The organism is Actinoplanes sp. CA-030573, from assembly GCF_050951115.1.
GTDB lineage: Bacteria > Actinomycetota > Actinomycetes > Mycobacteriales > Micromonosporaceae > Actinoplanes.
This window is the reverse complement of sequence record NZ_CP192038.1, coordinates 1,843,705-1,868,998: the sequence shown is the minus strand read 5'-3', so window position 1 is coordinate 1,868,998 and position 25,294 is coordinate 1,843,705. Positions and strand designations below refer to the sequence as shown.

Below are 25,294 nucleotides of genomic sequence, written 5' to 3'. Positions count from 1 at the left end.
CGCGAGGCAAGGCCGACCGGCCGACCGGGCAGGAGTGGGCGCCGCACGGACGGCGAGGGCGCCGCCTCCCCCACGGGGAAGCGGCGCCCTCCGACCCGGGAGCGGGTCCGGTCCTACGTCGATGAGACGGTCTCGACGGTCGTCTTCTCGCGGTCCACACGCGGGTCGCCTTCGTCGGCGAAATAGTCGTCCGGCGTCGTACCGTCCACGCCCTCGTTCGTCTTCAGGGCGCGGAGCAGGAACGTCACCAGAACGGCGACCACGAGGTTGACCGCCACGGCCACGAATCCCACGTAAATCGTCTTCGGCGAGTCGAAGCCCCAGAACTTCTCGAGCGGGAACGCGGACCCGCCGAAATGGGCCTTCTTGGTGGCGGCGTTCGGAATCTGCCAGAGCATCCACAGGGCCAGCGCCATTCCGGCCGCCCAGCCCGCGATCAGCGCGCCCCGGTGCAGCCAGCGGGTGTAAAGGCCCAGCGCGACCGCGGGCGCGGTCTGCAGGATGATGATGCCGCCGATCAGTTGCAGATCGATGGAGAACTGCGGGTCGAGGAAGACGATGAAGGCGACCGCGCCGATCTTCACGACCAGCGAGGCGATCTTCGAGACCTTCGCCTCCTCGGCCGGCGTGGCGTCGCGCTTCAGGTATTCCTTGTAGATGTTGCGGGTGAAGAGATTGGCGGCGGCGATCGACATGATGGCGGCCGGAACGAGCGCGCCGATGCCGATGGCGGCGAAGGCCACGCCGGCGAACCACGACGGGAACTTCTGGTCGAACAGCAACGGCACCACCGTGTTGCTGTCCACCGTGCCCGCTTTCGCGCCGGGCAGCGGCTTCACGCCCGCCGAAATGGCCATGTAGCCGAGCAGGGCGATCAGACCCAGCAGGAAGCTGTACGCCGGGAGCGCCGACATGTTGCGCTTGATGACATTCCGGTTCTTGCTCGCCAGCACGCCGGTGATGCTGTGCGGGTAGAGGAACAATGCCAGGGCCGAACCGAGCGCCAGGGTCACGTACTGGATCTGGTTGTTGGCATTGAGCAGAATGCCGTCGCCCGGGTTCGGCGAGGCCTGGAACTTCTTGTCGGCCGCGTCGAAGATGCCGCCCCAGCCGCCCAGTTTGTAGGGCAGATAGATGACCGCCACCAGGATCACGATGTAGATCAGCGTGTCCTTGACGAAGGCGATCAGCGCGGGGGCGCGCAAACCCGATTGATAGGTGTACGCGGCGAGGATCGCGAACGCGATGATGATCGGTGCATGCCGGGCCAGCAAACTGTCGCCGGTCACGCCCATCGTCTTGAGAACCGCCTCGATGCCGACCAGCTGGAGCGCGATGTACGGCATGGTCGCGACGATTCCGGTGATCGCGACGAGAAGCGCGAGCGTCGGCGAGTCGAACCGGGTGCGGACGAAGTCGGCCGGCGTCACGAAGCCGTGCCGGTGCGACACCGACCAGAGCCGGATCAGGATCAGGAAGAACAGCGGATAGATGATGACGGTGTAGGGCACGGCGAAGAAGCCCGCGGCGCCGGCGCCGAAGATCAGGGCGGGAACGGCGACGAAGGTGTACGCGGTGTAGAGGTCCCCACCGACGAGGAACCAGGTGATCCAGCCGCCGAAACTGCGGCCGCCCAGTCCCCACTCGTCCAGATGGGCCATGTCGTTCGGCGCCCGCCACCGGGCCGCCACGAAGCCCATGCCGCTGACCAGCAGAAACAGCACCGTGAAGATGATGATTTCGGTGATGTGGTCGCTCATCGGGTCACCGCCTCGTCATCCGGTAGACCAGGCTGGTGGTCGCCACGCCGAGGAGAATGAACAGGAACTGCAACCAGTAGAACATCGGGAAGCCCCACAACCGCGGGGAGTCGTGGTTGTAGAGGAACGTCAGCAAGGGCACCACAATGGGGATGATCAGCAGCCAGTTCCACGGGCTGTGATCGGACTTTCGCTGCACGGCGGCGCTTTCCTGCACGACCGCCGGCTCAGGAGATTCAGGCTCGGCCATCCAGCCGCACCTCCTCGCTCTTTGTCGGGCCGGGGATGAGGGCCCACCAAGGACGCTAACGATGCGGGACGGAATCAGTCGATCACTGTGCGCCGAACGGGCGAGGCGGTGCGCTCAACGGCACCACCTCGCCCGCGCGGAAGGGTCTAGCGGTGGGACAGGCCGAAGCTCACGGCCTTGGTCAGCGACGCGTTCTCGTCATCGCCGTCCAGGGACCACATCATCGCCCCGCCCAGGCCCTTGGCCCGGATGTAGAACGTCTTCTGCAAAAGCTGGGCGGGATCGTCGTACGTCCAATAGGTCGTCCCGTCGAAAAGCCACGAGTTGCCGGCCTTCCAGTCGCGGTAGACCTTGAAGCCCGGGAGGTTCTTGACCGTCTTGTAGTCCTCGGTGCCGCCCCCGAAAACGCTCGGCGCCGGACCGGTCGCGGTCGCGAACCGCCCGTCGCCGCCGGAGGTGATCCCGGTCCAGCCCTGGCTGTAGTAGGGCATGCCGAGCACGAGCTCGCGCTTCGGCGCACCCGCCTGCACCCAGGCGTTGATCGCGTTGTCGGCCGAGAAGTCCGGGTTGTCCGGCGCGCCCTTGGGCACGAAGATCGACGACTGCTGGTTGGTCCGCGTCTCCCACGTGCCGTGGTAGTCGTAGCCCTGCACGGTCCCGAAGTCGAGGTACTTGAAGATCTTGTCGCCCTCGAACCCGGCCGCGATCTTCGCGGGCGAGGCCGGCAGGAACGCCGTCAGATCGTAGTGCTTGCGGGTGGTACGCCCGAGCTTGTCGAGCTGCTTGCGGAACTCCGCGGCCAGCAGCGTGAAGTTCTGCTTGTCCTCGGGCCGGATCACGTTCCCGGCGTTGCCGTCCGAGCCCGGCCACTCCCAGTCGAGGTCGACGCCGTCGAAGATGCCGGCCGCGACGCCGGGCGCGTGCTCCGGCAGGTTCCCCTTGATCCACAGATCGACGCAGGAGCTGACGAGCTTCTTACGCGAGGCGTCGGTCAGAGCGGCGTCCGAGAAGTACGCGGACCCGCTCCACCCGCCCAGCGAGATCAGCACCCGGAGCCTGGGGTTCTTGGCCTTGAGCTCCGCGAGCTGGTTGAGGTTGCCGGCCAGCGGCTGCCCCGCGACGTCCCCGACGCCGTCGACGCTGAGCTCGTCCGGGAACGACGTGCCCCAGTCGGCCCAGGGGTCGGCCGAGATGCAGGTGCCGTCCTTGGTGACCGGCCCGAACGCATAGTTGACGTGGGTCAGCCGGGCGGCCGCCCCCGAGTTCTGCACCTTGCTGAGCTGGAAGTTGCGGCCGTAGATACCCCACTGCGTGAAGTACCCGACCTTGACGTACGACTTGCCCTTGCCACCACCACCATGCGCCTGTGCCGCGACAGGCGAGACCGCCACGATCGAGGTGGCCACAGCAGCCACCGCGACGAGGCGGCGGGTCAGACCGCGCATGAGCCCTCCAGGGCCGAAACGTTGAAGAAAGTTTCCTAATCGAGGAAGCTAAACGTCCACAGCCGCCGAAGCAATCGTCCGATCCTCCGGGCCTGCGCCGGGGCATGGCTATCCGGCTTCGCGGGGATGCCCGCTGCCGGCGCGACTTCGCTAGGGTGCGCTACGCCGAGTTCCGGTCCGATCCGGCCGAGGCGCCCGGCCTGCCGTGGGAGCTGCTGCGCGAGCCGGGCAGCGGACGGGCCCTGATGCTGGCCGCCCGGCAGTTCGTGCGCACCCACCGGGAGACCGCCGGGTCGGTGCGGCCGGCCACGTTCGCCCGGCTCGGTGAGGTGCTGCGGGCCGCCGCCGGCGCGGAGCGGCCGTACCACGTCGTCCACTTCGACGGGCACGGGACGTACCCGGACATCAGCGGCGTGGACCTTAGGGACAGTGGAGCGCGACCGGATGTCAGGCGGGCTCCGCCGCCGCGGCCGGCTCCTCCGCCACCACGGCCGTACCGCCCTGCGGCGACCGGCCGCCGGGGTGCGCGAGCGACACCAGGAAGGAGAGGCCCAGGGCGATCGCCATGCCGCCCAGGACCCAGCCGGTGGCCACGGCGAAGTCGTGCCGGACGGCGTCGGCCACCGCGGCCGGGATGGCGCCGCCGCTTCCGCCGCCCTGCGCGCCGGCCGAGTCGGCGAGGCTCTGCGCCTGCGACCGCGGCATGCCGAGCCCGACCAGCGACGACACCAGGCGGTGGGCGAAGACGGTGGACAGCACCGTGCCGAGCACCGCGACGCCGAACGCCGAGGCGTAGTTGCGCACGGTCTGAGTGATGCCGGTGACCTCGCCGTACGAGGCGCCGATCGCCCGGTTGACCGCGTCGGTGCTGGCCGGCCCGAGCAGCAGGCCGATACCGGCCCCCGCGATGACGATGTACGGCCACTGCGCGCCCAGGCTGAGATCGGTGATCTTCCAGGCCCACAGTGCGAAGCCGATCGCCGCCACCGCCGACCCGGCGATCACCGGCAGCCGGGCACCGCGCTTGTCCAGCAGCCGGCCGCCGACCTGGGCCGCCGGGGCGAAGCCGGCGAAGAAGACGAGCAGGTAGAGGCCGGCCTCGTTGGCGTCGAAACCGAGCGAGAACTGGGCGTACACGCTGGCGAAGAAGAACACCGGCACGAACGCGATCATCGCGAGGAACAGCACCGCGTTGTCGACGACGAAGGCACGGTCGCGGAAGATCCGGACCTTGATCAGCGGGCTGCTGGTACGCGCCTCGACGACCACGAAGATCACGATGACGGCCAGGCCGCCGACGATGCACAGCCAGGTGCCGGGGTTGTCCCAGCCCCATACCGGCGCCTGCTCGAAGCCGAGCACGGACAAGCCCATGCCGGCCGCGGCGAGCAGGGCGCCGATGTAGTCGATCCGCTCCCGGCGGCGGGTCGGCGCGATGTGTGCGACGGCCAGCAGGATCAGCGCCAGCACGGCGATCGGCACGTTGATCCAGAAGATCGCCCGCCAGGTCCACTGGGTGAGGAAACCGCCCGCGATCGGGCCGATCGCGGTGAGGCCACCGCTGACCCCGAAGAAGATCGCCATGGCCCGGCCGCGCTCGCGGACCGGGAACGCCGAGATGACCACCGCGAGCGCCGCCGGGATCATGATGGCGCCGGAGACACCTTGCAGCGCCCGGAAGATGATGATCCACGCCTCGGCCGCGCCGTTCTTCGGAGTGAGCCCGCACAGCAGCGAGGACGCGGCGAACCCGATGATGCCGATCGTCGCCATCCGGCGATGGCCCAGCACGTCGGCGAGCCGCCCACCGAAGGCGAAGGTGGCCGCCAGGGCCAGGAGGTAGGCGTTGATCACCCAGCGCGAGCCCTCCGCGCTCAGCGACAGCTCGGACTGGATGTTCGGCGAGGCGATCGCCACGATGGTCTGGTCGATGAAGGTCATCGCCACCGCGAGCAGCATCGCGATGAGGGCGATGTTCTTCGAGCGGGCGGCAGGCGCGTCAGGCTGAGACATGCGTCGATCGTTTCATCGCCCGCGGACCGCGGATATCCGTCGAGGGCTGGAACCGCTTGTCCATCGGTCGACGGACAGGCGGGCAGTCAGGACGGGTCGCCGGGGGCGTCGCGGGTGATGGTGTACCCCAGCGCGAGGATGGTGCGCACCGTGGTGAGCACCAGTGCCCGGTCGTATTCGCGCTCTCGTTCCGGCAGGTCGGAATAGGGCACCAAGCATGGGTGCTCGCGCTTTTCGTCGTCGCGGGACGGGCCGTATCGCCAGCCGTCGGTCATGCGCTCCACGGCCCAGACCTCGTGCGCGTTCTCGGCCAGGCGCTCGACCAGGGCGAGAATGTCGCCGGGCAGGGGAACGTGGTCGGTGGGCAGCGGGCTCGGCCGGTAATCAGTCGCCATAATAATGAGTCCGCACCTTGGCCACCCAGTTCTGGAAAACCGAGTCCAGGTCGTCGCGGGATTGTTTGGGCATCGTCTCGGTCGGCATGGGGTGGATGAAGACCTCGGTGCTGCCGACGTCGAAGACGCCGCCGCGGACGTCGGGCTCCCGGAAGATCATCAGGGGCAGGCCGGCGCTGTAGAGGATGCCGGCCTCGAGGTGGTTCCACGGGGTGGGGAAGGACATGTCGGCGGTCCCGGCGCGGGGACTGCCGGGCCGGACCTGGCCGCCGGTCATGCGGAACTGCTCGAAGCCGAGGATGATGCCGCCCGAGCAGTGCCGGATCATCCGGAGCACCTCCTTGAGCGGGAGGTCGTTCGGATAGTCGCTGCGCCCGAGCGCGCGCCATTCGAGCTTGTAGCGGCGGACCAGCGTGTGAATCATTTCGGCGCTCGCGGTCTGGACCGGGTTCAGGTTTTCCGGGCTGGGCGCGGAGACGAAGACCGGAATTCGCATGCGGCGGATCTGCATGTGCGGGGAAACCTCCTCGGCCGGGTCTGGCCCATGGTAGGGCCACTGTGGAACCGGCCGAGTCCGTCGAATGGGTGCCTAGCCCGGATTTGCGGCCCACCACTCGCGATCGAGAATTGCCATCCGGAGCTGGTCGTGCCAGCGGCCGCCACGATAGACGGCCTCGCGGTCGCGCCCCTCTTCCACGAAACCGGCTTTCGCGTACGTGTGAATCGCTCGCTCGTTGGAGCCGAGAACCTGAAGCTGAATGCGATGCAGGCCGAGCTCGCGGAAGCCGTAGGCGAGGATCAGCCGGGCCGCCTCGCCGCCGTAGCCCTGGCCCTGGAACGGCGGGCCGATGATGATCGCGAAGGTAGCGGTGCGGTTGTGCGCCTCGGCGCCGAAGAGGGCCACGTGCCCGATGATCGTGTCCTGGTCGCGGGTGGTCACCGTGAAGCCGGCGTCGATGCCCTGGTTGCGGCCCCACGAGCGGAACTGCTCGGTGAGCGCGTCGCCCGGGCGGGGCAGCAGCGGGCCGCTCGTCTGCAAAGTCAGCACCGCCGGGTCCTGCCACCAGGTCACCAGATCGCCCAGATCTTCGTCGCGCATCTCCCGCAGCCGGATCCGGGCGCCGATCAACGGGTTGTCGGAAAGCTCCATGGCCGGAACGGTATCTAGCCTTCGGTGATCGTGATGCCCCCGGCGCCGGCGCTCGCCTGCACGTCGACCCCGGCCACGCCGTCCCGCCAGCCGCCGGCGGTGAAGACCTGGCCGCCGCCGACGCCCTGGTGGGTCCGGCCGTCGATGGTGACCTGGCCGGCGCCGGACGCGGCCGCGACCCGGACCGGGGTGCCCGCCGCCAGCCGGACCCCGAACTGGTCGACACCGCCGGTCATGGTCACGGCGGTGGGCCGCGCGGGACGGGCCAGCACCAGGTCGATCCGGCTCGCGCCGCCGGCCAGCTGGATCGCGTCGGTGGTGCCGCCGGCCATGTCGATCCGCATGTCCTGGGCGCCACCGGTCATCCGCAACGTCCAGCCCACGTCGGCGTTCAGCACCACGTCCACCACACCCGAATTTCCGGACAATCCCAGCCGTACGTCTGAATTGTCGCGATCAATCCGACCGATGAGCCCGCCCGACGTCGTGACCCGATAAAGATTGTCCCCCAGCGAACCGGCGCGCACGTGCACCGACGTGGCACCGCCCACCACCTCGAAGGTGGCGTTCCGAACGCCGTCCCGGGCGCCGGACATTTCGGATTTGTCTGGATTGTCGCGACCGAGCCCGACCAGGATCGCCACCAACCCGACGACAAAGACGATAAGCAGAGCGAGGCCGAGAAGGACCGCGGGCCAGCGAAGGGAGAGGTTCACGCCGATGAATGTTCCCGCCGGCCGGAAAAGCTACACCGTCCGCCCTCGGCTGCGCATGTGCTCGGCCAGCGCCGCGTTGAAGCGCTCGAGCGCCTCGGCCAGCTCCCGCTTCTCGGCGTCGGAGTACTTCTGGAGCACGGTGCCGTAGAGGACCCGCCGCGCCCGCCGTACCGCCTCGACCTGCTCGAGCCCGAGCGGGGTGGCGGCCACCACCGTGCCGCGACCGTCCCTGGGGTCGGCGCGGCGCTCGATCAGCGCGTCCTTCTGCAGGGCCGTGACCTGGCGCGTCACCGTCGAGCCGTCGAGATTCAGCGCGGCCGCGAGCACCGAGACGTTGAGCGGGCCGTCCTGCTGGAGCTGGCGGAGGATGACGTACGCCGCCCGGTCGAGCGCGCGGTGCGGCTGGACACCCGTGGAACGGCGCGTCGCCTCGCCGAGCCGCATCAGCATCGCCACCTGCGTCTCGATCGTGCCCAGGACCGCGTCATCACTCATAGTTGTATGTTACAGCGACCTCGCAAGCGGCCTCACGCGCGGGCGAAGGACGGTCGCGCACAGGCCCATCACCGCCATCAGCCCCACGATCAGCGTAAACGACACGGTCAGGCTCGACACATGGGCGATGCCACCGATGATGCCGGGGGCGATCAAACCGCTCCCGTACGCGATGCCCGCCACCCCGGCGATGTTGCGCCCCGGATGCCCGTCGAGCTTGCCGGCGGCCGCGAACACCAGCGGCACGACGACCGCGATCCCGATGCCGAGCAGCCCGAACCCGGCGATCACCAGGGCTACCGGCGTGGCCAGCACCACGGTCAGCGCGCCGATCGTGGCCAGCGCCCCGGAGAGCCGCACGGCCGTGACCGGCCCGAGCCGGCGCACCACCCAGTCGCCGCCGAAGCGGGCGGCCGCCATGCAGATCGAGAAGATCGCCACGGTCGCGGCCGCCGTCGACGCCGGGTGGTGGAGCAGGTCGCGGACGTAGACGGCGGACCAGTCGAGGCTCGCCCCCTCGGCGAAGACCGCGCACAGGCCGATGAGCCCGATCGGCAGCACCTCGCGGGACGGCAGTGCGAACGCCGGCGGCTCGTCCACGGTCGGCTCGGGACGGTGCGAGATCAGCCAGGTCGAGGCGAGCAGCGCGATCACGATCAGCCCGGCGGCGGTCAGCGCGAAGTGCCACGGCGCGCCGAGACCGGCCCGGGCGGCCAGCGCCGCAACCGCGGAGCCGGCCAGCCCGCCGACGCTCCACCAGCCGTGGAAGCCGGACATCACCGATCGCTCGTAGCGCTCCTCGACCAGGACGGCGTGCGCGTTCATGGCCACGTCGGCGAGCCCGGCGGTGGCGCCGTAGATCGCCAGCACCGCGCAGAGCAGGGGGAGGTTCGCCGGCAGGGCCGGGAGGAGCAGGGCGAGACACCACAGGACGATCAGCACGCGTACGAGCGGACGCAGATCGAAGCGATGCGCGAGCCGGCCGGAGATCGGCATCGCCAGGACCGCGCCGACGCCGGGCATGAGCAACGCGAGCCCGAGACCGCCCGCACTCACCCCGACGTGGTCGGCCACCCAGGGGACACGGGCCGCGAAGGTGCCCGTCACCGACCCGTGCACGGCGAAGATCACGGAGGTGGCGACGCGCGCCCGGCGCAGGGCCGGGGCCGGGTGAAGGTGGGTGACGGCCATGCGACCGACGCTAGACGAATCCCGACCGCTTGGTAAGTATTTACCCGTGGGGTACGCGAAGGGCCGCGCCAAGCGGCGGGACATCCTCGACCAGGCCACCGCCCTGTTCGGCGAGGCCGGCTACCGCGGCACGTCCCTGCGCGAGATCGCGGCCCGCTGCGGCATCTCGCATCCCGGGCTGCTGCACCACTTCCCGACCAAGGAGTCGCTGCTGCTGGCGGTGCTGGCGCATCGCGACGAGGTCGACCAGGAGCGGGTCGCGGCGGGCTCGCCGGCCGGGGCCGCGGCGCTGCGCCGGCTGGTCGACCTGGTGGCGCTGAACCAGACCCGGCGGGGCATCGTCGAGCTGTTCACGGTGCTGTCGGCCGAGGCCACCGCGGCCGATCACCCCGCACACGACTACTTCGTCGAACGCTACCGGCGCATCACGGACGAGATCGAGGGCGCGTACGCCGCGGCGCAGTCGGCCGGCGACCTGGTGCCCGGCGTCGACCCCGCGGGGGCGGCGCGCGAGCTCATCGCCCTGATGGACGGCCTGCAGATCCAGTGGCTGCTCGGCGACCCGTCGCTGGACATGGCCGCCGCCGTCGCGGCCCACCTCGGCACGCAGCTCATCTAGGGTCTGTCCACGGGACAGACCCCTGGTGTCAGGCGATGACGGCGACGATCGTGGTGCCCGGGCGGAATCGGCCTTCGTCGATCAGGGCGAGGAGGCCGTACATCATCTTCGCCTCGTAGACCCGGTCGAGGAGGACGCCGTACCGGCCCCGAAATTTCGCGATAAAGGCGTCTAAAGTGACCGTCGTCTTGGCGAAGCCGCCGAAGTGGAAGTCCTTCTCGACGTGCCAGTTCGTGGTCGGCCGGCCGAACTCTTCCTGAAGGCGGCGCACGTCGCCGGCGAGGAACCCGCCCTTGAGCGCGGCGAAGCCGATCGCGCGCTGCCCCGCGGCCAGGGCGGTGGCCGCGCCGGCCAGGGTGGCCCCGGTCCCGGCCGAGCAGCAGAGCACGTCGAACGGCACGTCGATCTCGCCGACCAGCTCGGCACAGCCACGCAGCGCAAACCCGTTGGCGCCACCCTCGGGGATGACGAAGCAGTCGCCGTCCCCGTCGGCACCGCCCGCGCCGCACCCGCCCGCGCCGCACCCGCCCGCGCCGCGCCCGCCCTTGCCCGACTTTTCGCGATATGTCGTGCGATCGACGTAAGAAAGTGTCATGCCGAAGCCGGCCGCGCGGCGCAGAACCGGATTCAGCGGCAAATGCTCTTCGCCGCGGATGATGCCGATTGTCCGGAAGCCGAAATAATGTCCGGCCGCCGCCGTCGCCAGGATGTGGTTGGAATACGCCCCGCCGAAGGTCAGCAGCGTCTCGTGCCCGGCCGCCGCCTCGAGGTTGTACTTCAGCTTCCGCCACTTGTTGCCCGGGAAGTCGGGATGGATCAGATCGTCGCGCTTGAGCAGCACCCGCACGCCACCCGGAACGCCGTCGAGCACCTCGAGGGGCGAGGGCAGGCGCAGCTCGATCGGCACCCGACCACCCTAGGGCCATGCGACGTACGCTCGTGACCGTGGACGCCCTGAAGCGGGTCGACCTCGGCGAGGTGCCCTACGCGCAAGCGACCGAGGAGATGGCCGGCTGGGTCGAGGAGCGCCGGGCCGGGCTCGCCCCCGACCGGTTGTTCCTGCTCACCCACCCGGCGGTGATCACGTACGGCAAGCAGACGCCGGCGGCCGACCTACCCGCTGCGGATGACCCGATCCCGACCGTGGCCGTGGACCGGGGCGGTCACGCGACCTACCACGGTCCCGGCCAGCTGATCGGCTACCTCGTCGTGGATCTGCACGAGCGCGGCCCCGGCGACGTCGTCCGCTGGGTCGAGAACTCGCTGATCACGGCCCTGGGCGGGCTCGGCTTCGCGACGATCCGCCGGGACACGCCCAAGGGCGGCGCGAGCCTGGTCGGCGTCTGGACCCCGCGGCACGCCAAGCTGGTGTCGATCGGGATGCGCATCCGGGGCGGGGTCACCAGCCATGGATTCGCGCTCAACATCGACCGGATCTGAGCGTCTACCAGCGGTTCGTCGCGTGCAGCCTGGACGGCGTCCCGATGACCTCGCTCCGCGAGATGGCGGCGGAGCAGGGCATCCCGCTGCCGTCGGAGGCGGCGATCCGGGACGCGATCGCCGCCGCGTTCACCGGCGGCGCGTATCGGTGAGCAGAGCGACGATCGCTCTGCTCATCGAGGGACGCTAGGCCGCGTGGGCGGTCTGGCCGAGCGCACCGGCCTTGAGGCGCTCGAACTCGGCCGAAGTGATCGCGCCGGAGTCGAGCAGCGACTTGGCCGAGGCGATCTCGTCGGTCGCGCTGCGCTTGCCGTCCGAGGCGGCCACCGAGCGGATGTAGGCGTCCTGCTGCTTCTGCGACTCGGCCGCCGCCGCCATGGCCCGCTCCTGCATGCCGCCACCGCGGGCGATCAGGTAAACCAGCATGCCCAGCAGCGGCAGGATGATCAGGAACAAGGTCCAGAGCGTCTTGCCCCAGCCGCCGAGGTCCTTGCTCCGGAACAGATCTCCGAAGATCCAGAACAGGCACATGAACCAGGCGAAGAAGATGAAGAACTCGAGCGTTGCGAGCAGGAACGACCCGTTGTTGTCGAACACGACGCCCTCCCGGAGCCGCGGAATGTTGTGTCCAGTTCACCGCGGACGGAAGATCCCGGCCTCATCCCCAGGGGGCGACTCCTAGCGCAGGTGCGCGGTCTCGTTCACCGAGCGGACCGCGATGTTGCCGTCCGGCCACGCGTCCATCGTCGACACCCCGGCCGCGTCCAGATAGAGCCGGTGCAGGAACGCGTCGGAGGCCGCGAGCGCGTCCCGCAGGATCAGCTTGATCGGCGAGACGTGCGAGACAACCACGACCACCCCGCCCGCGTACGCCTTGAGCACCGTCGCCATCGCACCCCGGATCCGCTTGGCGACCGCCTGGAACGACTCGCCACCGGGCGGCGCCACCGACGTCGATCCCAGCCACGCGTTGAGCTCGTACGGCCAGCGCTCCTGCACCTCGGCGAAGGTCAGCCCCTCCCACTCGCCGAAGTCGCACTCGATCAGGTCGTCGACCACCGTCACCGGCACGCCGCCGACCTCGGCCGCGATCAGCTCGGCGGTCCGCACGCACCGGCGCAGCGGCGAGCTCAGCACCGCCGTCACGTCCCGGGAGATGCCGGCGACCCGGCCCCCGGCCGCCATCGCCTGCGCCTCGCCCTCGTCGGAGAGTGGCACGTCACCGCGCCCGGAGTAGCGGCCCTGCTTGGTCAGCGCCGTCTCGCCGTGCCGGACCAGGACGATCCGGGTCGCGTTCTCCATCGACGGTGGCGCCCAGGACGGGGCCGGCGCGGACTCGTCGGGCAGCTCCGTGGACGGCGTCTTGCCCTGCGCCTCGTCCATCGCCCGGTTCGCCAGCGCGTCGGCCGCCTTGTTCCGCTCCCGCGGTATCCATTCGAACGAGACCCGGTCCAGGCGGCTGACCAGCTCGGCCGCCGACGCCGCGAGCGGGCGCAGCCCCGGGTTCTTGATCTGCCAGCGGCCGGACATCTGCTCGATCACGAGCTTCGAGTCCATCCGGACGTCGACCTCGGTCGCGTTCAGCTCGAGCGCCGCCTTGAGGCCCTCGATCAGGCCCGTGTACTCGGCCACGTTGTTCGTGGTGGTGCCCAGCGAGCCGTACCGCTCGAGCAGGATCTCCCCGGTCGGGTGGGTGCGCACCACCGCGCCGTAACCGGCCGGCCCCGGGTTGCCCCGGGACCCGCCGTCGGCCTCGACCAGAACTCTCACAGTCCGGACTCCGCGGTCCGCACCATGATGCGCCGGCACTCCTCGCACCGGACGACGTCGTCGGCGGCGGCCGCCTTCACCCGGGCGAGGTCCGCGCCGTACAGCTCGATCCGGCAGCCGCCGCACCGCCCGGAGCGGAAGAGCGCCGCGCCGAGCCCGGACTCCAGCCGGATCTTGTCGTAGAGACCGACCAGGTCGGCCGGCAGATCGGCGGCGAGCGGGGCCCGGCTGGACGACTTGAACTCCTGCTCCTTGGCGATGTCGGCGAGCGCCTCGTCGCGCCGGCGCTCGGCCGCCTCGCGACGCTCGACCGCCGCCGCCAGCCGGCCACTCACCTCGGCCAGCGCCGCGTCCGCGGTCTCCTTCTGCTCCATCAGCTCGAGCTCGGCGTCTTCCAGCTCGGACTGCCGGCGGTTGAGCGTGGCCAGCTCGTGCTGGAGGCCCTCGATCTCGCGGAGCGCGCCGCCCGCGTCCAGCCGGGCCTGGTCCTTGGCCTTGCGGGCGCGTACCTGCTCGATGTCCTTCTCGAACCGGCTGATGTCGCGCTCGAGATCGTCGACGGCGACCTGGGCGCGCACCCGCTCGTCCTCGAGCGCCGAGATCTCCCGGGACGCCGCGTCGATCTCGGCGAGCTCGGGCAGCGACTTGCGCTTGTGCGCGAGCTGGGCGAGGGCGGTGTCGACCGCCTGCAGGTCGAGCAGGCGGCGCTGGGCATCCGGGGAGGCCTTCACGGCTGGGTCTCCTTCTGAAGGGAACTGAAAGCATGGACCGTCCAGGGGTCGGTGTCCACGTCGGACACCGTCACCTCGACGCCGAACTCTTCGCGCAGCCAGGCGCCCACCTCGTCGAGCCAGGGCCGCTCGGTCGCCCAATGGGCGACATCGAGCAGGGCGGGGCCTCCCTCGGCGAGATGCTCACTGGCGGGGTGGTGGCGAAGATCGGAGCAGAGGTACGCGTCGACGCGCGCCCGGGTCGCGTCGGCGAGGAACGGGTCACCGGCGCCACCGCAGACCGCGACCGTGCGGATCGTCCGCTCCGGATCGCCGGCCGCGCGGATGCCCGCCGCCGTCTGCGGCAGGCGCACCGCCGCGAACCCGGTGAGCTCGGCCAGCGTCATCGGCTCGGGCAGCTCGCCGATCCGGCCCAGGCCGCGCCCCTCCCCCTCGGCCGCGCCGGTCGCGGGCACCAGCGGGCGCAGGCCGGTCAGCTCGAGCCGGCGGGCGAGCGCGTCGGAGACGCCCGGGTTGGCCACGTCGGCGTTGGTGTGCGCGGCGTAGAGGGCCACGTCGCCGCGGATCAGCCGGTGGATGATCCGGCCCTTGTACGTGTCGGGGGCGATCGTCGACACCGGCTTGAGCAGCAGCGGGTGGTGGGCGACGATCAGGTCGGCGCCGGCCTCGAGCGCCTGGTCGACGGTCTCGGGGACGCAGTCGACGACGGCCAGCACCCGCGACACCGGGTGCGTGAGATCGCCGAGCACCAGGCCGACCCGGTCCCAGGACTCCGCCCAGTCCCGGGGATAGCGCCGGTCGAGGGCGTTCACCACGTCCAGGACGGTCGGTGCGGCGGCAGTGTCGGTCACGGCCGACAACTCTATCGGGCTACGCGACCGTTCCCGGCTCGACTCGGCTGCTCATCGTCACCGGATTGCTGACCGCCTGCAGCGCGCGCCGCCACGGGAACTGCCCGCGGAAGCGGTCGGTCTGCCCGGGGCCACCGAGCCGGCACACGTCGTCGCCGTACAGGACGTGCACACCCCAGTCCCGGAGCTTCGCCAGGCTCTCGTGCAGGGCGGGGTGCAAAGCCATGACCTTGTTCGTGTACGGGACGACGGCCGTCGGAACGCCGTACCCGTAGCCCTCGACCAGCAGGCCGAGGACCAGGGTGTCGGTGATCCCGGCGGCCCACTTGTTGACCGTGTTGACCGTCGCCGGCGCGACGATCATGGCGTCCGCCTCGGGCAGCACGTCCGGGTCGCCGGGACACTTGTAGTAGGTACGTACCGGATGTCCGGTCTGCGCCTGGAGCGCCGCGACGTCGACGAACTTGCGCCCGTCCGGCGTGGTGATCACGCAGACCTCCCAGCCTTCCTGCTGGGCCAGGGTGACCAGGATCCCGACGTCCCGGGCCATGGGCGAACCACAGACCAGGATGTACAGCACGCCGGGTGAGGGGTTCGTCACCACAGGCAAACCCACCTCATACGCCGACTCCCATCTGCTCAGCCAGCTCCGCGATCGGAGCCGGTGGCGTGCCTCGCGTGCGGCGCAGCACGTCGGAAAGAACCTCGTGGGCGAGCGGGCGGCAGCGGATCTCGGACGGGGCGAGCCGGTCGCCCTCGAGGAGCATCTCGCTCGCCTTCTCGATGTTGCCGATCTGGGTGTAGCCGCGGGCGATGTCCAGGTAGTGGTGCGCCCGCCGCTCCGGCAGCAGGGCGTGGAACCCGACCTGGTCGATCCGCTCGTGCGTCTCCACCGCGGTGCGGCCGTCGCCCAGCTCGACCGCCGTGGCGCAGCGGTGCAGCTGCACGTTGGTCGGCCCGAAGCTGGTCCAGTAGTGGTTGTAGTCGCCGCCGAGCTCGAACGACGCCTGTTCGGCGCCGCACAGCAGGTCGCGCACGGTCGCGCTGTCGCCGATCCGTGCCGCCGCCATCGCGCCGTTGAGCAGCAGCATCCCGTACACCGAGAGGCGGTCGCCCTGCGCGGGCTCGCGGCTGGGCGCGAGCCGGTTCGCGATGTTGACGTTGACCTCGAGCGCCGGGCGCACCCGGCCGAGGGCGAGCAGCGCGCTGCCGACGCGGTAGCTGGCCAGGCCGGCCAGCAGCTGGTCGCCGGCCCGCTGGGAGACGGCGATCGACCGGTCGGCGGCGAGCCAGGACAGCTCGTGCTCGCCGACCTTGCGCAGCGCCGACGACGCGATCTGGTACACCTGCCCGAGCAGGTGCGCCGCGTCCCGGGCCTCGTCGGAGCTGGCGTGCGCGCTGTCCGCCGCCTGCGCGTCGCGCAGGAGCTTGGGCAGGGCCCGCGCCAGCACGCCGTACTTGGCGTGCTGATAGGTCAGCCACGCGTGGCTGACCGCTTTGCGCATCTCCGACAGAGGTGGTGAGTTGGGCACAGCCTGGAAGAACGCGCTCATCTGGTCATAGCGCTCCAGAGCCGCCCGGATCTCCTCGACCTCCACCTGGTCGATGCAGTTCTGTGTCTCCGGCCGGCGTTCCACGTCCTTGCCCAGCAGCAACTGGACGTCGACCTGAAGTACGTCAGCGATCTCGTAGACGACGGAGAACTTGTCGAGCCGGCGGACCCCCCGCTCCACCTTGTCGACCCAGCTCTTGGACTTTCCCAGCCGGTCGGCAAAGACCTGCTGGGACATCTTGCGTCGGCCGCGCCAGTAGGCGACGCGGCGGCCGATCGGCAGCTCGTCCACGATGCCTCCCCCGACTCGCCAGGCGACCCCCGCCGGCGAGCCCTTGTGTCGTTTGCAGTTTGGATCGTCCACGCGCATCCGCGTCGCACAGCATGTGTGATCGCTTGCTCACCGATGCTCGTAGTTTCTGTTGCAACTTGCAAAGGGTGGATCTGCCGAACCCAACGACGCGTGTCGCGCTTGGATACGCCCTCCGCGCCTGATATGGACGCGGACCACCCAAAGATCGGGGGTTATGCGAGCCATGGAGTGGACCGTCAACCGGCCGTTCGTGCCACTGCCGCTTGCCGGGCGGCTGGACCGGGTGCGCCTGCGCCGGCATGCGCTGCGGTACGCCGGGCACGGCTGGGCCGTGACGCCCGGCGCCCAGCTCACCGGGCACCGGTTCGTGTGCGGCCGGGCCGGCTGCCCGATCATGGCCTGCCACCCGGCGCTGGAGTCCTGGGAGGACTCGGCGACCACCGACCCCGGCCAGGTCGCCGAGTGGTGGCGGCGCCGGCCGTACAGCGTGCTGCTGGCGACCGGCTGGACGTTCGACGCGCTGGAGGTGCCCGCCTCGCTCGGCCTGCGCGTCCTCGGCGCCGCCCGGCTGCGCAGCGCGGTGCCCGGCTCCGACGCCCGGGGCCCGGTCGCGGTGACCGCGGCCGGCCGCTGGATGTTCCTGGTCAAGCCGGGCGAGCCGCTGCGCTCCGAGCTGGATCACCGGCTCGACGTGGTGCGCCACGGCCGCGGCTCGTGGATCCCGGCCGCGCCCAGCCGGATGCTCGAGGGCCCGGTGCGCTGGGCCGTCCCGCCCGAGCAGACCCGGTGGCGGCTGCCCGACCCGGACCTCGTGCAGGGCCTGCTCGTCGACGCGCTCGGCCACGCGCCGGCGGCCCGCCCGGCCGTGCCGCGGCAGCTCTCCACCGCCCGGCGGGCCGCCTGAGGAGGCGCCGGGCAGAGGCGACGACGTCCGACCGACCGCCGGATCGTTGAGGCAGGTACCGGACGGTGAACGGGCATGGGCGGGGACACGCATGTCGACAGACAAGGTAGTTGCATTCTTCGTGACGGTCGAGTCACTCAATGGAATGAACGTGCGTGAGCGCGGCGCCGGCACCCGCCCGCGGGGGTCGCGGCCGGTCGCCTCCCGCCCGCCGGGGACGCCGCGGCGCTTACGGCTCTACTGAGGGGCCCCGGGCGGGGCCTTCCTGGGCCGGGCCCGCACGTGGATGCGGGCGCCCTGCCGGTCGAAGATCGTCAGGAACTCGACCGGGCCGCCGCCCGAGCTGCCGAACCAGTGCGGCACCCGGGTGTCGAACTCGGCCGCCTCGCCCGCCGGCAGCACCAGGTCGTGCTCGCCGAGCACCAGGCGCAGCTTGCCGCTGAGCACGTAGAGCCACTCGTAGCCCTCGTGCGTCTTGGGCTCCGGCTCCTGCCGGTCGCCGGCCGCGATGATGTGCTTGAACGCCTGGGGGCCGCCCGGGTTGCGGCTCAGCGGCAGGATCAGCTGGTTGTTCCGGCTGATCGGCCGCGCGTACACCCGCGGGTCACCGGTCGGCGGGGCGCCGACCAGCTCGTCCAGCGGCACCCGGTGCGCCCGCGCGAGCGGGAGGAGCAGCTCGAGGGTCGCCCGCCGCTGTCCCGACTCCAGCCGGGAGAGGGTGCTGACCGAGATGCCGGTGGTCTCGGCCAGCGCCGCCAGCGTGATGCCGGACCGGCGGCGCAGCGCCCGCAACCGGGGGCCGACCTCGCGCAGCACCTCGTCGGTCGCCGTCGTGTCCGCTGCCGTCGTGTCCGCTGCCGTCATGGCAGCAATGATTCCCGGTCGCTGAGCTCGCGGTAGGCGTCGAGCACGGCGGCGGTGCGGTCGGCCAGCTCGGGGGCGGTCTCGGCCGGGTGCGGACCCGAGCTGAGGCGGGCCAGCACCAACTCGGCCTGGCGGGCGGTGGCGCCGATCCGGCGCTCGGTCAGGAACGTCTCGCCGGCCAGGGCGGCCTCGTCGATCGCGCGCAGGATCCGGTTGGCCTGCTCCCCCGTGATCCGCCACAGCTCGTCGGCCCGGTCCGCCTGCTCGGCCAGCGCCAGCGCCGCGCGGCTGCCGGCGGGGACGTCCTGGTGGCGTACGGTCTCGAGCCCGGCCCGCAGCCGGCGCAGCTCCTGGCGCCGGACCAGCAACGTGGCCAGGTCGTCGAGGGCGTGGGTGAGCGAGCGGTCGGCCGACTCCGGGTCGATCATGCCGGGGAGCTCGGGCCAGGTGCGGCGGACCCGGTGCGCCATGGCGAGCGCCCGCGCGTAGGCGGCGCGCTCCTCACGCGTACGCAGGACGCGGGTTTGATCGGTCCTGGGAAGCGCGAAGATCGCCGGCTGGGATCGGCGGAGATCGTGCCGGCCGACCGCGATCAGGGTGGCCAGGATGACGCCGCCGAGCAGCCCCGCGGGAAGGCCGGCCACCAGGAGCAGGGCGCCGGCGAAGAGCAGCGGCAGGCTGAGGCGGGCGAGGAAGGTCACGCGGACCTCGCGGCCGCGGCCGCTCGGCAGGACCGGGCGCGACTCGACCAGGCTTCCGGTGCGGCGGCGGCGGGCGCGGCCGGTGCGGGTCCGCAGGGGGTACGCGGAGACCAGTGTCTTCTCGGCATCGGCGCCTACGTGCAGGTCCGCCATGGTCACTCCCCCGTTTCGCCCGGGCGGGCCCGATCGCCGAGGGGAATCCGACCGGGGCCCGCCCACCGAGCGGGACCTCCCGCCGGCACCCTGTTGATTCGGTCGCCGCGACGGCCGGCTTGACGGTTGACCCGGGTGCGGACCGGTTGCCTCTGCTTCGGCCGGTCGTCTCTGCTCCGGCCGGTTGCCTCTGTTCCGGCGGGTGCCTCTGCTCCGGCCGGTGCCCGGTGGGGCAGTCCGGCGCGGATGATCGCGGTAGCCTCGCGTGGTGACCGCGGTCGATATCGTCCTGTGCAAGTACGGCGGACGGCCGCATCGGCAGGTGACCGGGCGGCTGCTCGGCGAGGACGCGTACGGCACCTGGGTCGCCACCCCGCGCGGCAGCGTGGTCAGCTACCACTACGGCACCCGGCCGACCGGGCTCACCCGGGCCGACGCCGTACGCCTCATCCCGGTCGAGGGCTGGTGGATGGCGATGTTCCTGGCCGAGCCGGCCGTGCGCGACCTGTACTGCGACGTGACCACTCCGGCCGAGTGGACCGGCCCCGCCGAGATCACCGTGATCGACCTCGACATCGACCTGGTCCGCTACCGCGCCGACGGCCGCGTCGAGGTGGAGGACGAGGACGAGTTCGCCGAGCACCGCGTCACCCTCGGCTACCCCGCCGACATCGTCGAGGGCGCCCTGCGCGGCGCCGAGTCGCTGCGGTCCGCCCTGGCCCAGCGCGAGGAGCCGTTCGCCGAGCACTACCGCAAGTGGCTGGCCCTGGTCTGACCGGCCGTCCGGCGCCCGTCCCGCACCCCGGTGTGCCAACCCTGGCGGCCCGCCCCCGCCGCCCCCGAAAACTGTCATAGGCCACCCCTAAGGTCCCCCGCATGAACGACACCCCACTCCAGCAGTCCCCCATCACCCTCGACCGCCGCCTCCTGCTGGGCGAGACCGACTACCAGGTCACCGCCTTCCCCACCGAAGACCACCGCATAGACCTGTGCATAGTCAGCACCGACGGCGACGGCCAGGTGATAAGCGAGATCAGCGGCGGCCTCGCACCCCACGACCTGGCCCCGTTGACCGACGTCCTGACTTCCACCCTGGCCGGCCTGATAGCCATGACCCAGCCCCCACCGTCCACCCGCCCGGCCCCGCCCCCCGACCGCCGAGGCCGCCACCCCAACCAGGGCGCCCGCTGGACCCCCGAGGACGACGCCGCCCTGACCACCCTCTTCCGTTCCCACCCCCACCCCCGCCTGCGCGACCTGGCCACCCGCTTCGGCCGCAGCCCCACCGCCATCCGAGCCCGCCTGGACCGCCTGGCCGAGCTCCCCGCAACGGCCCCCTGGCCGGCCCCCGTGACCCCCACCGCCCCCGCTGCCTCCGCTCCCGGTTCGCCGCCCAGCGGAGGCGCATCCCCCAGCGGTTCCACCGCCTACACCAACCCCACGTCCACAGCCCAGGCCGCCTAGCCATCCACCAACACACCCCGCCCCACCCCCGTGGGGCGGGGCCACCCCCAGCTCCGCCACCCCCACCAGGAGGCCTTCCCGCACCAACCTCACAGCCGACCAAGGCCCCGAGACCGCCCCGCCCCTCCAAACGAAGCTCAGGTGGGGGTTGCGGGTGGTCGGCCCCAAGCCGGCCGCTCCGAGCCGAAGTCGCGCCTCGACCCGGACTCACCCTTGGATCCGAGCCCCTGCTTGCAGCCGAACGCAGGCGTCGCACCAGGAGCTCGGGCGTCGCGCCCGCGGCTTGGGCGTCGCCGGCGCGGGCGTCGCACCCGGGGCTCGGGCGTCGCGGGCTCCGGGCGTCGCACCCGGGGCTCGGGCGTCGCACGCGGACTCGGGCGTCGCGGACTCGGGCGTCGCAGCAGGGGCTCGGGCGTCGCACCCGGGCTTGTGCGTCGCGCGCTCGGGCGAAGGAGCAGGGCTCGGGCGAAGGAGCAAGGCCTCGGGCGCAGGAGCAGGCGCTCGGGCTTGGAGTGCGGCTCACGCTTCGAGCTGCGCTGACGCCCCTGCGAAGGTCACGCAGAGCGGGAGTCGCGCTGGGCTGCAGTTGAACGCTGACCTCGCAGCCCGCAGGCGAGCCGTCGAAGCGCAGCCACCGCAACGCCGGGCTGCGAGCGCACCGCCCACGACCCGCAAGCGCACGCTCTCAGCGCAACCACCGCAACGTGGGGTCCGGGGTCCCCGCCAACGGCCGCAGGCAAGCGCCCCCAGCGCAACCATCGCAACGTAGGGGTCCGGGGTCCCCGCCAACGGCCGCAGGCAAGCGCCCCCAGCGCAACCATCGCAACGTGGGGGTCCGGGGGCTCGGCCCCCGGAGCAGACATGACACGGCGCCCAGGTCCGCGCTTTCCGCGGACAGGAATCGCCGCACCGTGTGGGCGCGGCAGGTTTCGAACCTGCGACCCCTCGCTTGTAAGGTCTGCGAGCCGATGTCCGTCGCCACCCGGGATCGTCCCCGACGTGCGCGTCGGCCTCACGCCAGGACGCCGCCGAACCCTGGTGAATCGGGCCGAACGAGACCGCAACTGAGACCAAGTCCCGACTCACGAGCGCGGACCCACCCAGGCGCTCAAGCTCCGTCATGCCACATCGGGCCAGCGTTATGCGATCCTTCTCGGATGCAGCCGGTACAAGTCGACTTTTGGACGACGAGTGCACAAACTATGCCGGTGCTCGCGCTGGCTATCGTAGTTGAGGCTCGTGCCATCATAAATAAGTGGGAGCCCGGAAGACATAGGTTAGTTAAGGCGTGGCAGGGAATCATATGGAGCGTTCCGCTTGCAATCTACGCCTTAGCCTTGCCCCAATGCTTCCTCGCATTAGCGGGCAACTCTGTTAGTTCAATGTGGGTTACCCTTATTCAGATCGGCATGTCAAGTGGAGCCAGCGCCCTCATCCTTAACCCTGCGATTGAAATATTCGTCAAGTCAAATACACGCGGATTCGCACACCTGGTTCCTTTCCTGTCATATCCCAGCGGAATGGCTCGGATTCTCATCCTGCGATGGAGCATACGGCGCCTACGTCGGGGGTTCGCTAGGCGTTTAGACACCCTCGCGTGGCAGGAAATCGAACTCCGATCGCTCAGACAGGAAGCCAATTCGTCGTCTCATCTCTCGAATGAGAAACGGCAGGAAATGCTGGAAGGGATCGAGCGGGCCCTCGTGGGATTGAGTGAGATCCGGGTCGAGGCTCGCGAGGATTTGGAGCAAATCGCAAAGGCATCCCGCCAGGCACGAACAGCGAACAAAGAATTGATAGACAAGATTGAGAAGGACTTGAGTACTCTAGACTTCACCTTTGTAAATCGGGTTGAAGACGCGCCGCGTTCGGCTACGGAATCAAAGGTCCCCGAACCAGCCGTAGAGCAAAGATCGTCCCGGTCAAGCTCTCCTGCGGAGGACACCGGAAGTCATCCAATGGACGAGTAGGGAGGCCAGCGGCACGATAGCTCTAGCCTCGTCATCGTCTTGACGACGAGATTTGGGGGCACCGCCGTGACGGGACACTTGAGCCTGCCACAGAATTTCCATCATGCCGACTAGGTTTCCCACTTCCCTCGGATGGCCGGTCGCATCCGGCAGGGCAAGCTCCCACTTATGCGAAGAGTTGTGACGCAGCTCGCCAATCACGGTTCCTAGCGTGGCGCTACCCGCGTTGGCCTTCCTATTCTCAACCATAGGGCAAGCCACCTCCTCAACGGCTCTGATCGCCTCATTGAACGCTTTATCCGCGTCCGGGTGCCGTCCATAGGCAGCATCCCAGGCCGACCGCAGATGCTCCGCAGCCTGCTGCGGAGCGGTACGAATCGACTCCTCCACGACTGCAGCCACAGTCTGACCGACTCGGCGCTCAAGACCGCGCCGGCCATCGCTTCGCGTTGCAACTCGCCAAACAGAGTTCGCAGCAGTCAGCTTGGAGTCAAGGCTGCGCACGTACGGACCCGGATCAGCCCATTGCATTTCATAAAGCGTCTCGTGCACTGCATCAAGAATCGTTTGCGGCGGAAATTCCCACGGCAGGGTTTCGGTTTCGAGCCGGAGCATTATGTTACCTACGTTGGAACCGTAGTGCGTGCTCGGCCGCACCGTGTTTCCAGGAGGCGTGCCTGTCAGCGCCTCCTGGACCCAGCCACCTAGGGCGCGGTGAAGTTGGGGCGAGACGGTCTCGTTCGGCTCAGGCGATGCGAACTGCCGCTGACCTGGCGAAGGCCAGTCTACGTTCGTCATTGATGTCTAATCCTCACTGCGACGCTGAAACAGTAACGACTGTCAGCACGGGAATGCGTGGTTGAAGTTGTGATCGCTGGGTCAACGCGCGCCTAGGGCAATGTCGCGTACGCCACCGTTGCGTCATCGCTTCGCTTCGACCGCCGCCATCGTTCGGCTTCGGGGTCCGACGATTCAATTTTTCGCACCTGACTTATGAGTTCAGCCGGGCCATCTGTATCGAGAATTCGCAGGACATCGCCCCACGTGATAAGCGCAAACGGCGTTACGCATCTTGCAGCCCCGTCGGTCAAGACGGCTATCGCTGTTGTGTCCTGCATGGCAAGTGAACCCACGATAGCGTGCTTCGCAGCTTCAGGGTCGGCTGCGGCCACCCAGAAGCCTCCTGGCCGATTACGGGCATCCTGCTCTCGGCGCTTCATCTCCCCTAGCGCTGCCTTGCGCTCGTTCGAATCCAATGGCAATGCTGTCGCGGCAGCTCTTTCGTTGCGAGCAACATTGCTAACGCGATCGTCTGTAAATACTCTGATGCCGCGCTCTGTTTGAATGACTATCACCGTGTCTGCGAGGACGAGATACTCAAGGAAATCTCCCTGGAGTCGAACGATCGCGACACCGGCCGACGGGGTCCCCGGATGTCTCAGGTCGCATTCCGGGTGCATTCCGGCGACCTGCCGGATGCTATCCGCTAGCGCCTCCTGCAGGCTCAGCTCCGGCCTCTCGGCTACGGCTGACATCAGCGCGACGCCCAGCTTGGCTACGTACCATGCGACACCGTGGCGGCAACCAGTATCAATGCGTGCTGTCGCTCCGTCCAGTACAACGATGGTGTCCCGGCTCGCTGCCGCCCAATCCTCGTTCGGGACCGCCGGATCGCCTGGCTCGCTCACGACTACCGGATTCACTGCGCGGCACCCTCGTGGCGGTAGATCTGCGATACGCGGGCGCTGGAAATCACTTGGCGGCTCTCCGGATCGAACCTACACGAAACTATGGTGGAGAAACGACGAGTCTTAGTCTCTCGGTAAAGCTCGGCAAGGTTGTTTTCGATAAAGTGGGCTGCCCCGGATGTTCCGATGGCATGAATCCCGGCGATATAGAGGAATGTGCCCTTACCGTCCGGCCGAGGCAACCTGCCGATGTACGCCAAATCGCCATTCTCTCCCGCATCACACGGTGACCGGTGGACAGTACCGGCAATATGATCAACGAGGTGCCAGCCATCATTGTCCTTCGCGAACCCGACGTTGTTGTCGGACTCTAGTACCTGTTGAACTAAAGGTGACAGGCGTGGCCCGCAGGCAACGATCAGGTTCGGTCGGTTAAGGACGACGAACCCAGGCGGCGGGACTACCTCGTATTCCGCCTTCAGGCCGTGCGATCGCGCCAGCTCGGCCAGTCGCTCGAATGCGGCAAGCGCCTCTGCTGAGACGACCGCTCCGGGCTTTTCCTTGCCCGCCTCATGCTTCCCGCCGAGAGCGACCGTGATCGCGCCTGTTCCGAGGAACGCCCTTTCGGGACGGACTCCAGCCGAAAGAAGCTGCGAGACGCGGGATCGCGACATGTTGAGCATCTCGGCGATCTGCGTTTGCGTCATGCCGTCGGCAAGAAGCTCCTCTAGAGCCTCACGACGGAGCCTCGACAACTCTCCGACAGCCGACTGGTAATCGTCGATCAAGTTGTGAGCCGCAGTTGCCCGCGCACGCGGATCAACGATCGCTGCCAGCTCGCCGGGGTCTTCCATCGCCG

Annotated in this window: 28 protein-coding genes; 5 read left to right on the top strand and 23 right to left on the bottom strand. The window is 69.7% G+C overall.

Annotated elements, in window-relative coordinates:
• Positions 1-113: 113 nt before the first annotated feature.
• From mctP to ACQP2F_RS08725, 11 genes are all read right to left on the bottom strand, one after another.
• The gene (mctP, locus tag ACQP2F_RS08775; protein ID WP_433302340.1) at positions 114-1,760 is read right to left on the bottom strand and encodes a monocarboxylate uptake permease MctP; all 1,647 of its coding nucleotides are present in this window, start codon (positions 1,758-1,760) and stop codon (positions 114-116) included.
• 4 nt (positions 1,761-1,764) lie between these two features.
• Positions 1,765-2,010 (bottom strand): DUF3311 domain-containing protein, encoded by a 246-nt coding sequence (locus ACQP2F_RS08770; RefSeq protein ID WP_433302339.1) that lies wholly within the window; start codon positions 2,008-2,010, stop codon positions 1,765-1,767.
• Between the two features lie 146 nt (positions 2,011-2,156).
• Complete coding sequence (locus ACQP2F_RS08765) at positions 2,157-3,455, bottom strand: glycoside hydrolase family 18 protein (RefSeq protein WP_433302337.1); 1,299 nt, start codon at positions 3,453-3,455, stop codon at positions 2,157-2,159.
• Positions 3,456-3,615: 160 nt separating this feature from the next.
• On the bottom strand, positions 3,616-3,861 hold the full coding sequence (locus ACQP2F_RS08760; protein ID WP_433302336.1) for a hypothetical protein: 246 nt from the start codon (positions 3,859-3,861) through the stop codon (positions 3,616-3,618).
• 41 nt (positions 3,862-3,902) lie between these two features.
• Complete coding sequence (locus ACQP2F_RS08755; protein ID WP_433302335.1) at positions 3,903-5,468, bottom strand: MFS transporter; 1,566 nt, start codon at positions 5,466-5,468, stop codon at positions 3,903-3,905.
• A gap of 86 nt (positions 5,469-5,554) precedes the next feature.
• Complete coding sequence (locus ACQP2F_RS08750; protein WP_433302333.1) at positions 5,555-5,863, bottom strand: RyR domain-containing protein; 309 nt, start codon at positions 5,861-5,863, stop codon at positions 5,555-5,557.
• The gene (locus tag ACQP2F_RS08745; RefSeq protein ID WP_433302332.1) at positions 5,853-6,374 is read right to left on the bottom strand and encodes a hypothetical protein; all 522 of its coding nucleotides are present in this window, start codon (positions 6,372-6,374) and stop codon (positions 5,853-5,855) included. The genes ACQP2F_RS08750 and ACQP2F_RS08745 overlap by 11 nt, the downstream gene beginning before the upstream one ends.
• 78 nt (positions 6,375-6,452) lie before the next feature.
• Positions 6,453-7,013, bottom strand: a complete 561-nt coding sequence (locus ACQP2F_RS08740; RefSeq protein ID WP_433302330.1) for a GNAT family N-acetyltransferase — start codon at positions 7,011-7,013, stop codon at positions 6,453-6,455.
• A 14-nt stretch (positions 7,014-7,027) separates the two neighbouring features.
• The gene (locus tag ACQP2F_RS08735) at positions 7,028-7,729 is read right to left on the bottom strand and encodes a hypothetical protein (protein ID WP_433302328.1); all 702 of its coding nucleotides are present in this window, start codon (positions 7,727-7,729) and stop codon (positions 7,028-7,030) included.
• Between the two features lie 30 nt (positions 7,730-7,759).
• Entirely contained in the window at positions 7,760-8,224 is a 465-nt protein-coding gene (locus tag ACQP2F_RS08730) for a MarR family winged helix-turn-helix transcriptional regulator (protein WP_433302326.1), read from the bottom strand.
• A 9-nt stretch (positions 8,225-8,233) separates the two neighbouring features.
• Positions 8,234-9,415, bottom strand: coding sequence for an MFS transporter (locus ACQP2F_RS08725; RefSeq protein ID WP_433302324.1), 1,182 nt, complete (start codon positions 9,413-9,415; stop codon positions 8,234-8,236).
• Positions 9,416-9,461: 46 nt separating this feature from the next.
• On the opposite strand from ACQP2F_RS08725, the gene ACQP2F_RS08720 reads away from it, so the two are divergent.
• On the top strand, positions 9,462-10,034 hold the full coding sequence (locus tag ACQP2F_RS08720; RefSeq protein ID WP_433302323.1) for a TetR/AcrR family transcriptional regulator: 573 nt from the start codon (positions 9,462-9,464) through the stop codon (positions 10,032-10,034).
• A gap of 28 nt (positions 10,035-10,062) precedes the next feature.
• On the opposite strand, the gene ACQP2F_RS08715 is transcribed toward ACQP2F_RS08720, so the two are convergent.
• Positions 10,063-10,881, bottom strand: coding sequence for a 1-aminocyclopropane-1-carboxylate deaminase/D-cysteine desulfhydrase (locus tag ACQP2F_RS08715; RefSeq protein WP_433302322.1), 819 nt, complete (start codon positions 10,879-10,881; stop codon positions 10,063-10,065).
• 77 nt (positions 10,882-10,958) lie between these two features.
• Here ACQP2F_RS08715 and lipB point away from each other — a divergent pair, with 77 nt between their 5' ends.
• Complete coding sequence (lipB, locus tag ACQP2F_RS08710; protein WP_433302320.1) at positions 10,959-11,474, top strand: lipoyl(octanoyl) transferase LipB; 516 nt, start codon at positions 10,959-10,961, stop codon at positions 11,472-11,474.
• Positions 11,475-11,660: 186 nt separating this feature from the next.
• Here lipB and ACQP2F_RS08705 read toward each other — a convergent pair whose 3' ends face one another.
• From ACQP2F_RS08705 to ACQP2F_RS08680, 6 genes are all read right to left on the bottom strand, one after another.
• Positions 11,661-12,071: an SHOCT domain-containing protein gene (locus ACQP2F_RS08705; RefSeq protein ID WP_433302318.1), complete on the bottom strand. Its 411-nt coding sequence runs from the start codon at positions 12,069-12,071 to the stop codon at positions 11,661-11,663.
• A gap of 81 nt (positions 12,072-12,152) precedes the next feature.
• A complete protein-coding gene (locus ACQP2F_RS08700; RefSeq protein ID WP_433302317.1) occupies positions 12,153-13,244 on the bottom strand; it encodes a bifunctional RNase H/acid phosphatase in 1,092 nt (363 codons plus the stop codon).
• Positions 13,241-13,975 (bottom strand): zinc ribbon domain-containing protein, encoded by a 735-nt coding sequence (locus ACQP2F_RS08695; RefSeq protein WP_433302314.1) that lies wholly within the window; start codon positions 13,973-13,975, stop codon positions 13,241-13,243. The genes ACQP2F_RS08700 and ACQP2F_RS08695 overlap by 4 nt, the downstream gene beginning before the upstream one ends.
• Positions 13,972-14,826, bottom strand: a complete 855-nt coding sequence (locus ACQP2F_RS08690; RefSeq protein ID WP_433302312.1) for a Nif3-like dinuclear metal center hexameric protein — start codon at positions 14,824-14,826, stop codon at positions 13,972-13,974. The genes ACQP2F_RS08695 and ACQP2F_RS08690 overlap by 4 nt, the downstream gene beginning before the upstream one ends.
• Positions 14,827-14,845: 19 nt before the next feature.
• Positions 14,846-15,376, bottom strand: coding sequence for a flavoprotein (locus tag ACQP2F_RS08685; RefSeq protein WP_433302310.1), 531 nt, complete (start codon positions 15,374-15,376; stop codon positions 14,846-14,848).
• 67 nt (positions 15,377-15,443) lie between these two features.
• Positions 15,444-16,670 (bottom strand): helix-turn-helix domain-containing protein, encoded by a 1,227-nt coding sequence (locus ACQP2F_RS08680; RefSeq protein WP_433302308.1) that lies wholly within the window; start codon positions 16,668-16,670, stop codon positions 15,444-15,446.
• Positions 16,671-16,914: 244 nt separating this feature from the next.
• On the opposite strand from ACQP2F_RS08680, the gene ACQP2F_RS08675 reads away from it, so the two are divergent.
• A complete protein-coding gene (locus ACQP2F_RS08675; protein ID WP_433307396.1) occupies positions 16,915-17,595 on the top strand; it encodes a bifunctional DNA primase/polymerase in 681 nt (226 codons plus the stop codon).
• A 237-nt stretch (positions 17,596-17,832) separates the two neighbouring features.
• On the opposite strand, the gene ACQP2F_RS08670 is transcribed toward ACQP2F_RS08675, so the two are convergent.
• Both ACQP2F_RS08670 and ACQP2F_RS08665 read right to left on the bottom strand, forming a co-directional pair.
• Entirely contained in the window at positions 17,833-18,459 is a 627-nt protein-coding gene (locus ACQP2F_RS08670; RefSeq protein ID WP_433302306.1) for a helix-turn-helix domain-containing protein, read from the bottom strand.
• Complete coding sequence (locus ACQP2F_RS08665; protein WP_433302304.1) at positions 18,456-19,313, bottom strand: hypothetical protein; 858 nt, start codon at positions 19,311-19,313, stop codon at positions 18,456-18,458. Before ACQP2F_RS08665 ends, ACQP2F_RS08670 begins: the two co-directional genes overlap by 4 nt.
• Positions 19,314-19,581: 268 nt before the next feature.
• Here ACQP2F_RS08665 and ACQP2F_RS08660 point away from each other — a divergent pair, with 268 nt between their 5' ends.
• A complete protein-coding gene (locus tag ACQP2F_RS08660; protein ID WP_433302302.1) occupies positions 19,582-20,088 on the top strand; it encodes a DUF402 domain-containing protein in 507 nt (168 codons plus the stop codon).
• 101 nt (positions 20,089-20,189) lie between these two features.
• Positions 20,190-20,777 carry an SANT/Myb-like DNA-binding domain-containing protein gene (locus ACQP2F_RS08655; RefSeq protein ID WP_433302300.1) on the top strand — a complete coding sequence of 196 codons (588 nt, stop codon included), beginning with the start codon at positions 20,190-20,192 and terminating at the stop codon, positions 20,775-20,777.
• Positions 20,778-22,699: 1,922 nt separating this feature from the next.
• Here ACQP2F_RS08655 and ACQP2F_RS08650 read toward each other — a convergent pair.
• The 3 genes from ACQP2F_RS08650 to ACQP2F_RS08640 form a co-directional block, all read right to left on the bottom strand.
• Positions 22,700-23,362, bottom strand: a complete 663-nt coding sequence (locus ACQP2F_RS08650; protein ID WP_433302298.1) for a hypothetical protein — start codon at positions 23,360-23,362, stop codon at positions 22,700-22,702.
• A 275-nt stretch (positions 23,363-23,637) separates the two neighbouring features.
• Positions 23,638-24,450, bottom strand: a complete 813-nt coding sequence (locus tag ACQP2F_RS08645; protein ID WP_433302296.1) for a protein phosphatase 2C domain-containing protein — start codon at positions 24,448-24,450, stop codon at positions 23,638-23,640.
• The gene (locus ACQP2F_RS08640) at positions 24,447-25,289 is read right to left on the bottom strand and encodes a sigma factor-like helix-turn-helix DNA-binding protein (protein WP_433302294.1); all 843 of its coding nucleotides are present in this window, start codon (positions 25,287-25,289) and stop codon (positions 24,447-24,449) included. Before ACQP2F_RS08640 ends, ACQP2F_RS08645 begins: the two co-directional genes overlap by 4 nt.
• Between the last annotated feature and the right edge of the window lie 5 nt (positions 25,290-25,294).

Excerpts from the sequence above, each read along its gene's own strand:
- ACQP2F_RS08760 (WP_433302336.1), bottom strand. The coding sequence starts at position 3,861 with ATGTCCGGGTACGTCCCGTGCCCGTCGAAGTGGACGACGTGGTACGGC.
- ACQP2F_RS08750 (WP_433302333.1), bottom strand. The coding sequence starts at position 5,863 with ATGGCGACTGATTACCGGCCGAGCCCGCTGCCCACCGACCACGTTCCC.
- ACQP2F_RS08665 (WP_433302304.1), bottom strand. The coding sequence starts at position 19,313 with ATGGCGGACCTGCACGTAGGCGCCGATGCCGAGAAGACACTGGTCTCC.
- mctP (WP_433302340.1), bottom strand. The coding sequence starts at position 1,760 with ATGAGCGACCACATCACCGAAATCATCATCTTCACGGTGCTGTTTCTG.
- ACQP2F_RS08730 (WP_433302326.1), bottom strand. The coding sequence starts at position 8,224 with ATGAGTGATGACGCGGTCCTGGGCACGATCGAGACGCAGGTGGCGATG.
- ACQP2F_RS08650 (WP_433302298.1), bottom strand. The coding sequence starts at position 23,362 with ATGCTCCGGCTCGAAACCGAAACCCTGCCGTGGGAATTTCCGCCGCAA.
- ACQP2F_RS08655 (WP_433302300.1), top strand. The coding sequence starts at position 20,190 with ATGAACGACACCCCACTCCAGCAGTCCCCCATCACCCTCGACCGCCGC.
- ACQP2F_RS08770 (WP_433302339.1), bottom strand. The coding sequence starts at position 2,010 with ATGGCCGAGCCTGAATCTCCTGAGCCGGCGGTCGTGCAGGAAAGCGCC.
- ACQP2F_RS08755 (WP_433302335.1), bottom strand. The coding sequence starts at position 5,468 with ATGTCTCAGCCTGACGCGCCTGCCGCCCGCTCGAAGAACATCGCCCTC.
- ACQP2F_RS08745 (WP_433302332.1), bottom strand. The coding sequence starts at position 6,374 with ATGCAGATCCGCCGCATGCGAATTCCGGTCTTCGTCTCCGCGCCCAGC.
- ACQP2F_RS08685 (WP_433302310.1), bottom strand. The coding sequence starts at position 15,376 with ATGGCCCGGGACGTCGGGATCCTGGTCACCCTGGCCCAGCAGGAAGGC.
- ACQP2F_RS08725 (WP_433302324.1), bottom strand. The coding sequence starts at position 9,415 with ATGGCCGTCACCCACCTTCACCCGGCCCCGGCCCTGCGCCGGGCGCGC.
- ACQP2F_RS08740 (WP_433302330.1), bottom strand. The coding sequence starts at position 7,013 with ATGGAGCTTTCCGACAACCCGTTGATCGGCGCCCGGATCCGGCTGCGG.
- lipB (WP_433302320.1), top strand. The coding sequence starts at position 10,959 with ATGCGACGTACGCTCGTGACCGTGGACGCCCTGAAGCGGGTCGACCTC.
- ACQP2F_RS08675 (WP_433307396.1), top strand. The coding sequence starts at position 16,915 with ATGGAGTGGACCGTCAACCGGCCGTTCGTGCCACTGCCGCTTGCCGGG.
- ACQP2F_RS08670 (WP_433302306.1), bottom strand. The coding sequence starts at position 18,459 with ATGACGGCAGCGGACACGACGGCAGCGGACACGACGGCGACCGACGAG.
- ACQP2F_RS08640 (WP_433302294.1), bottom strand. The coding sequence starts at position 25,289 with ATGGAAGACCCCGGCGAGCTGGCAGCGATCGTTGATCCGCGTGCGCGG.
- ACQP2F_RS08765 (WP_433302337.1), bottom strand. The coding sequence starts at position 3,455 with ATGCGCGGTCTGACCCGCCGCCTCGTCGCGGTGGCTGCTGTGGCCACC.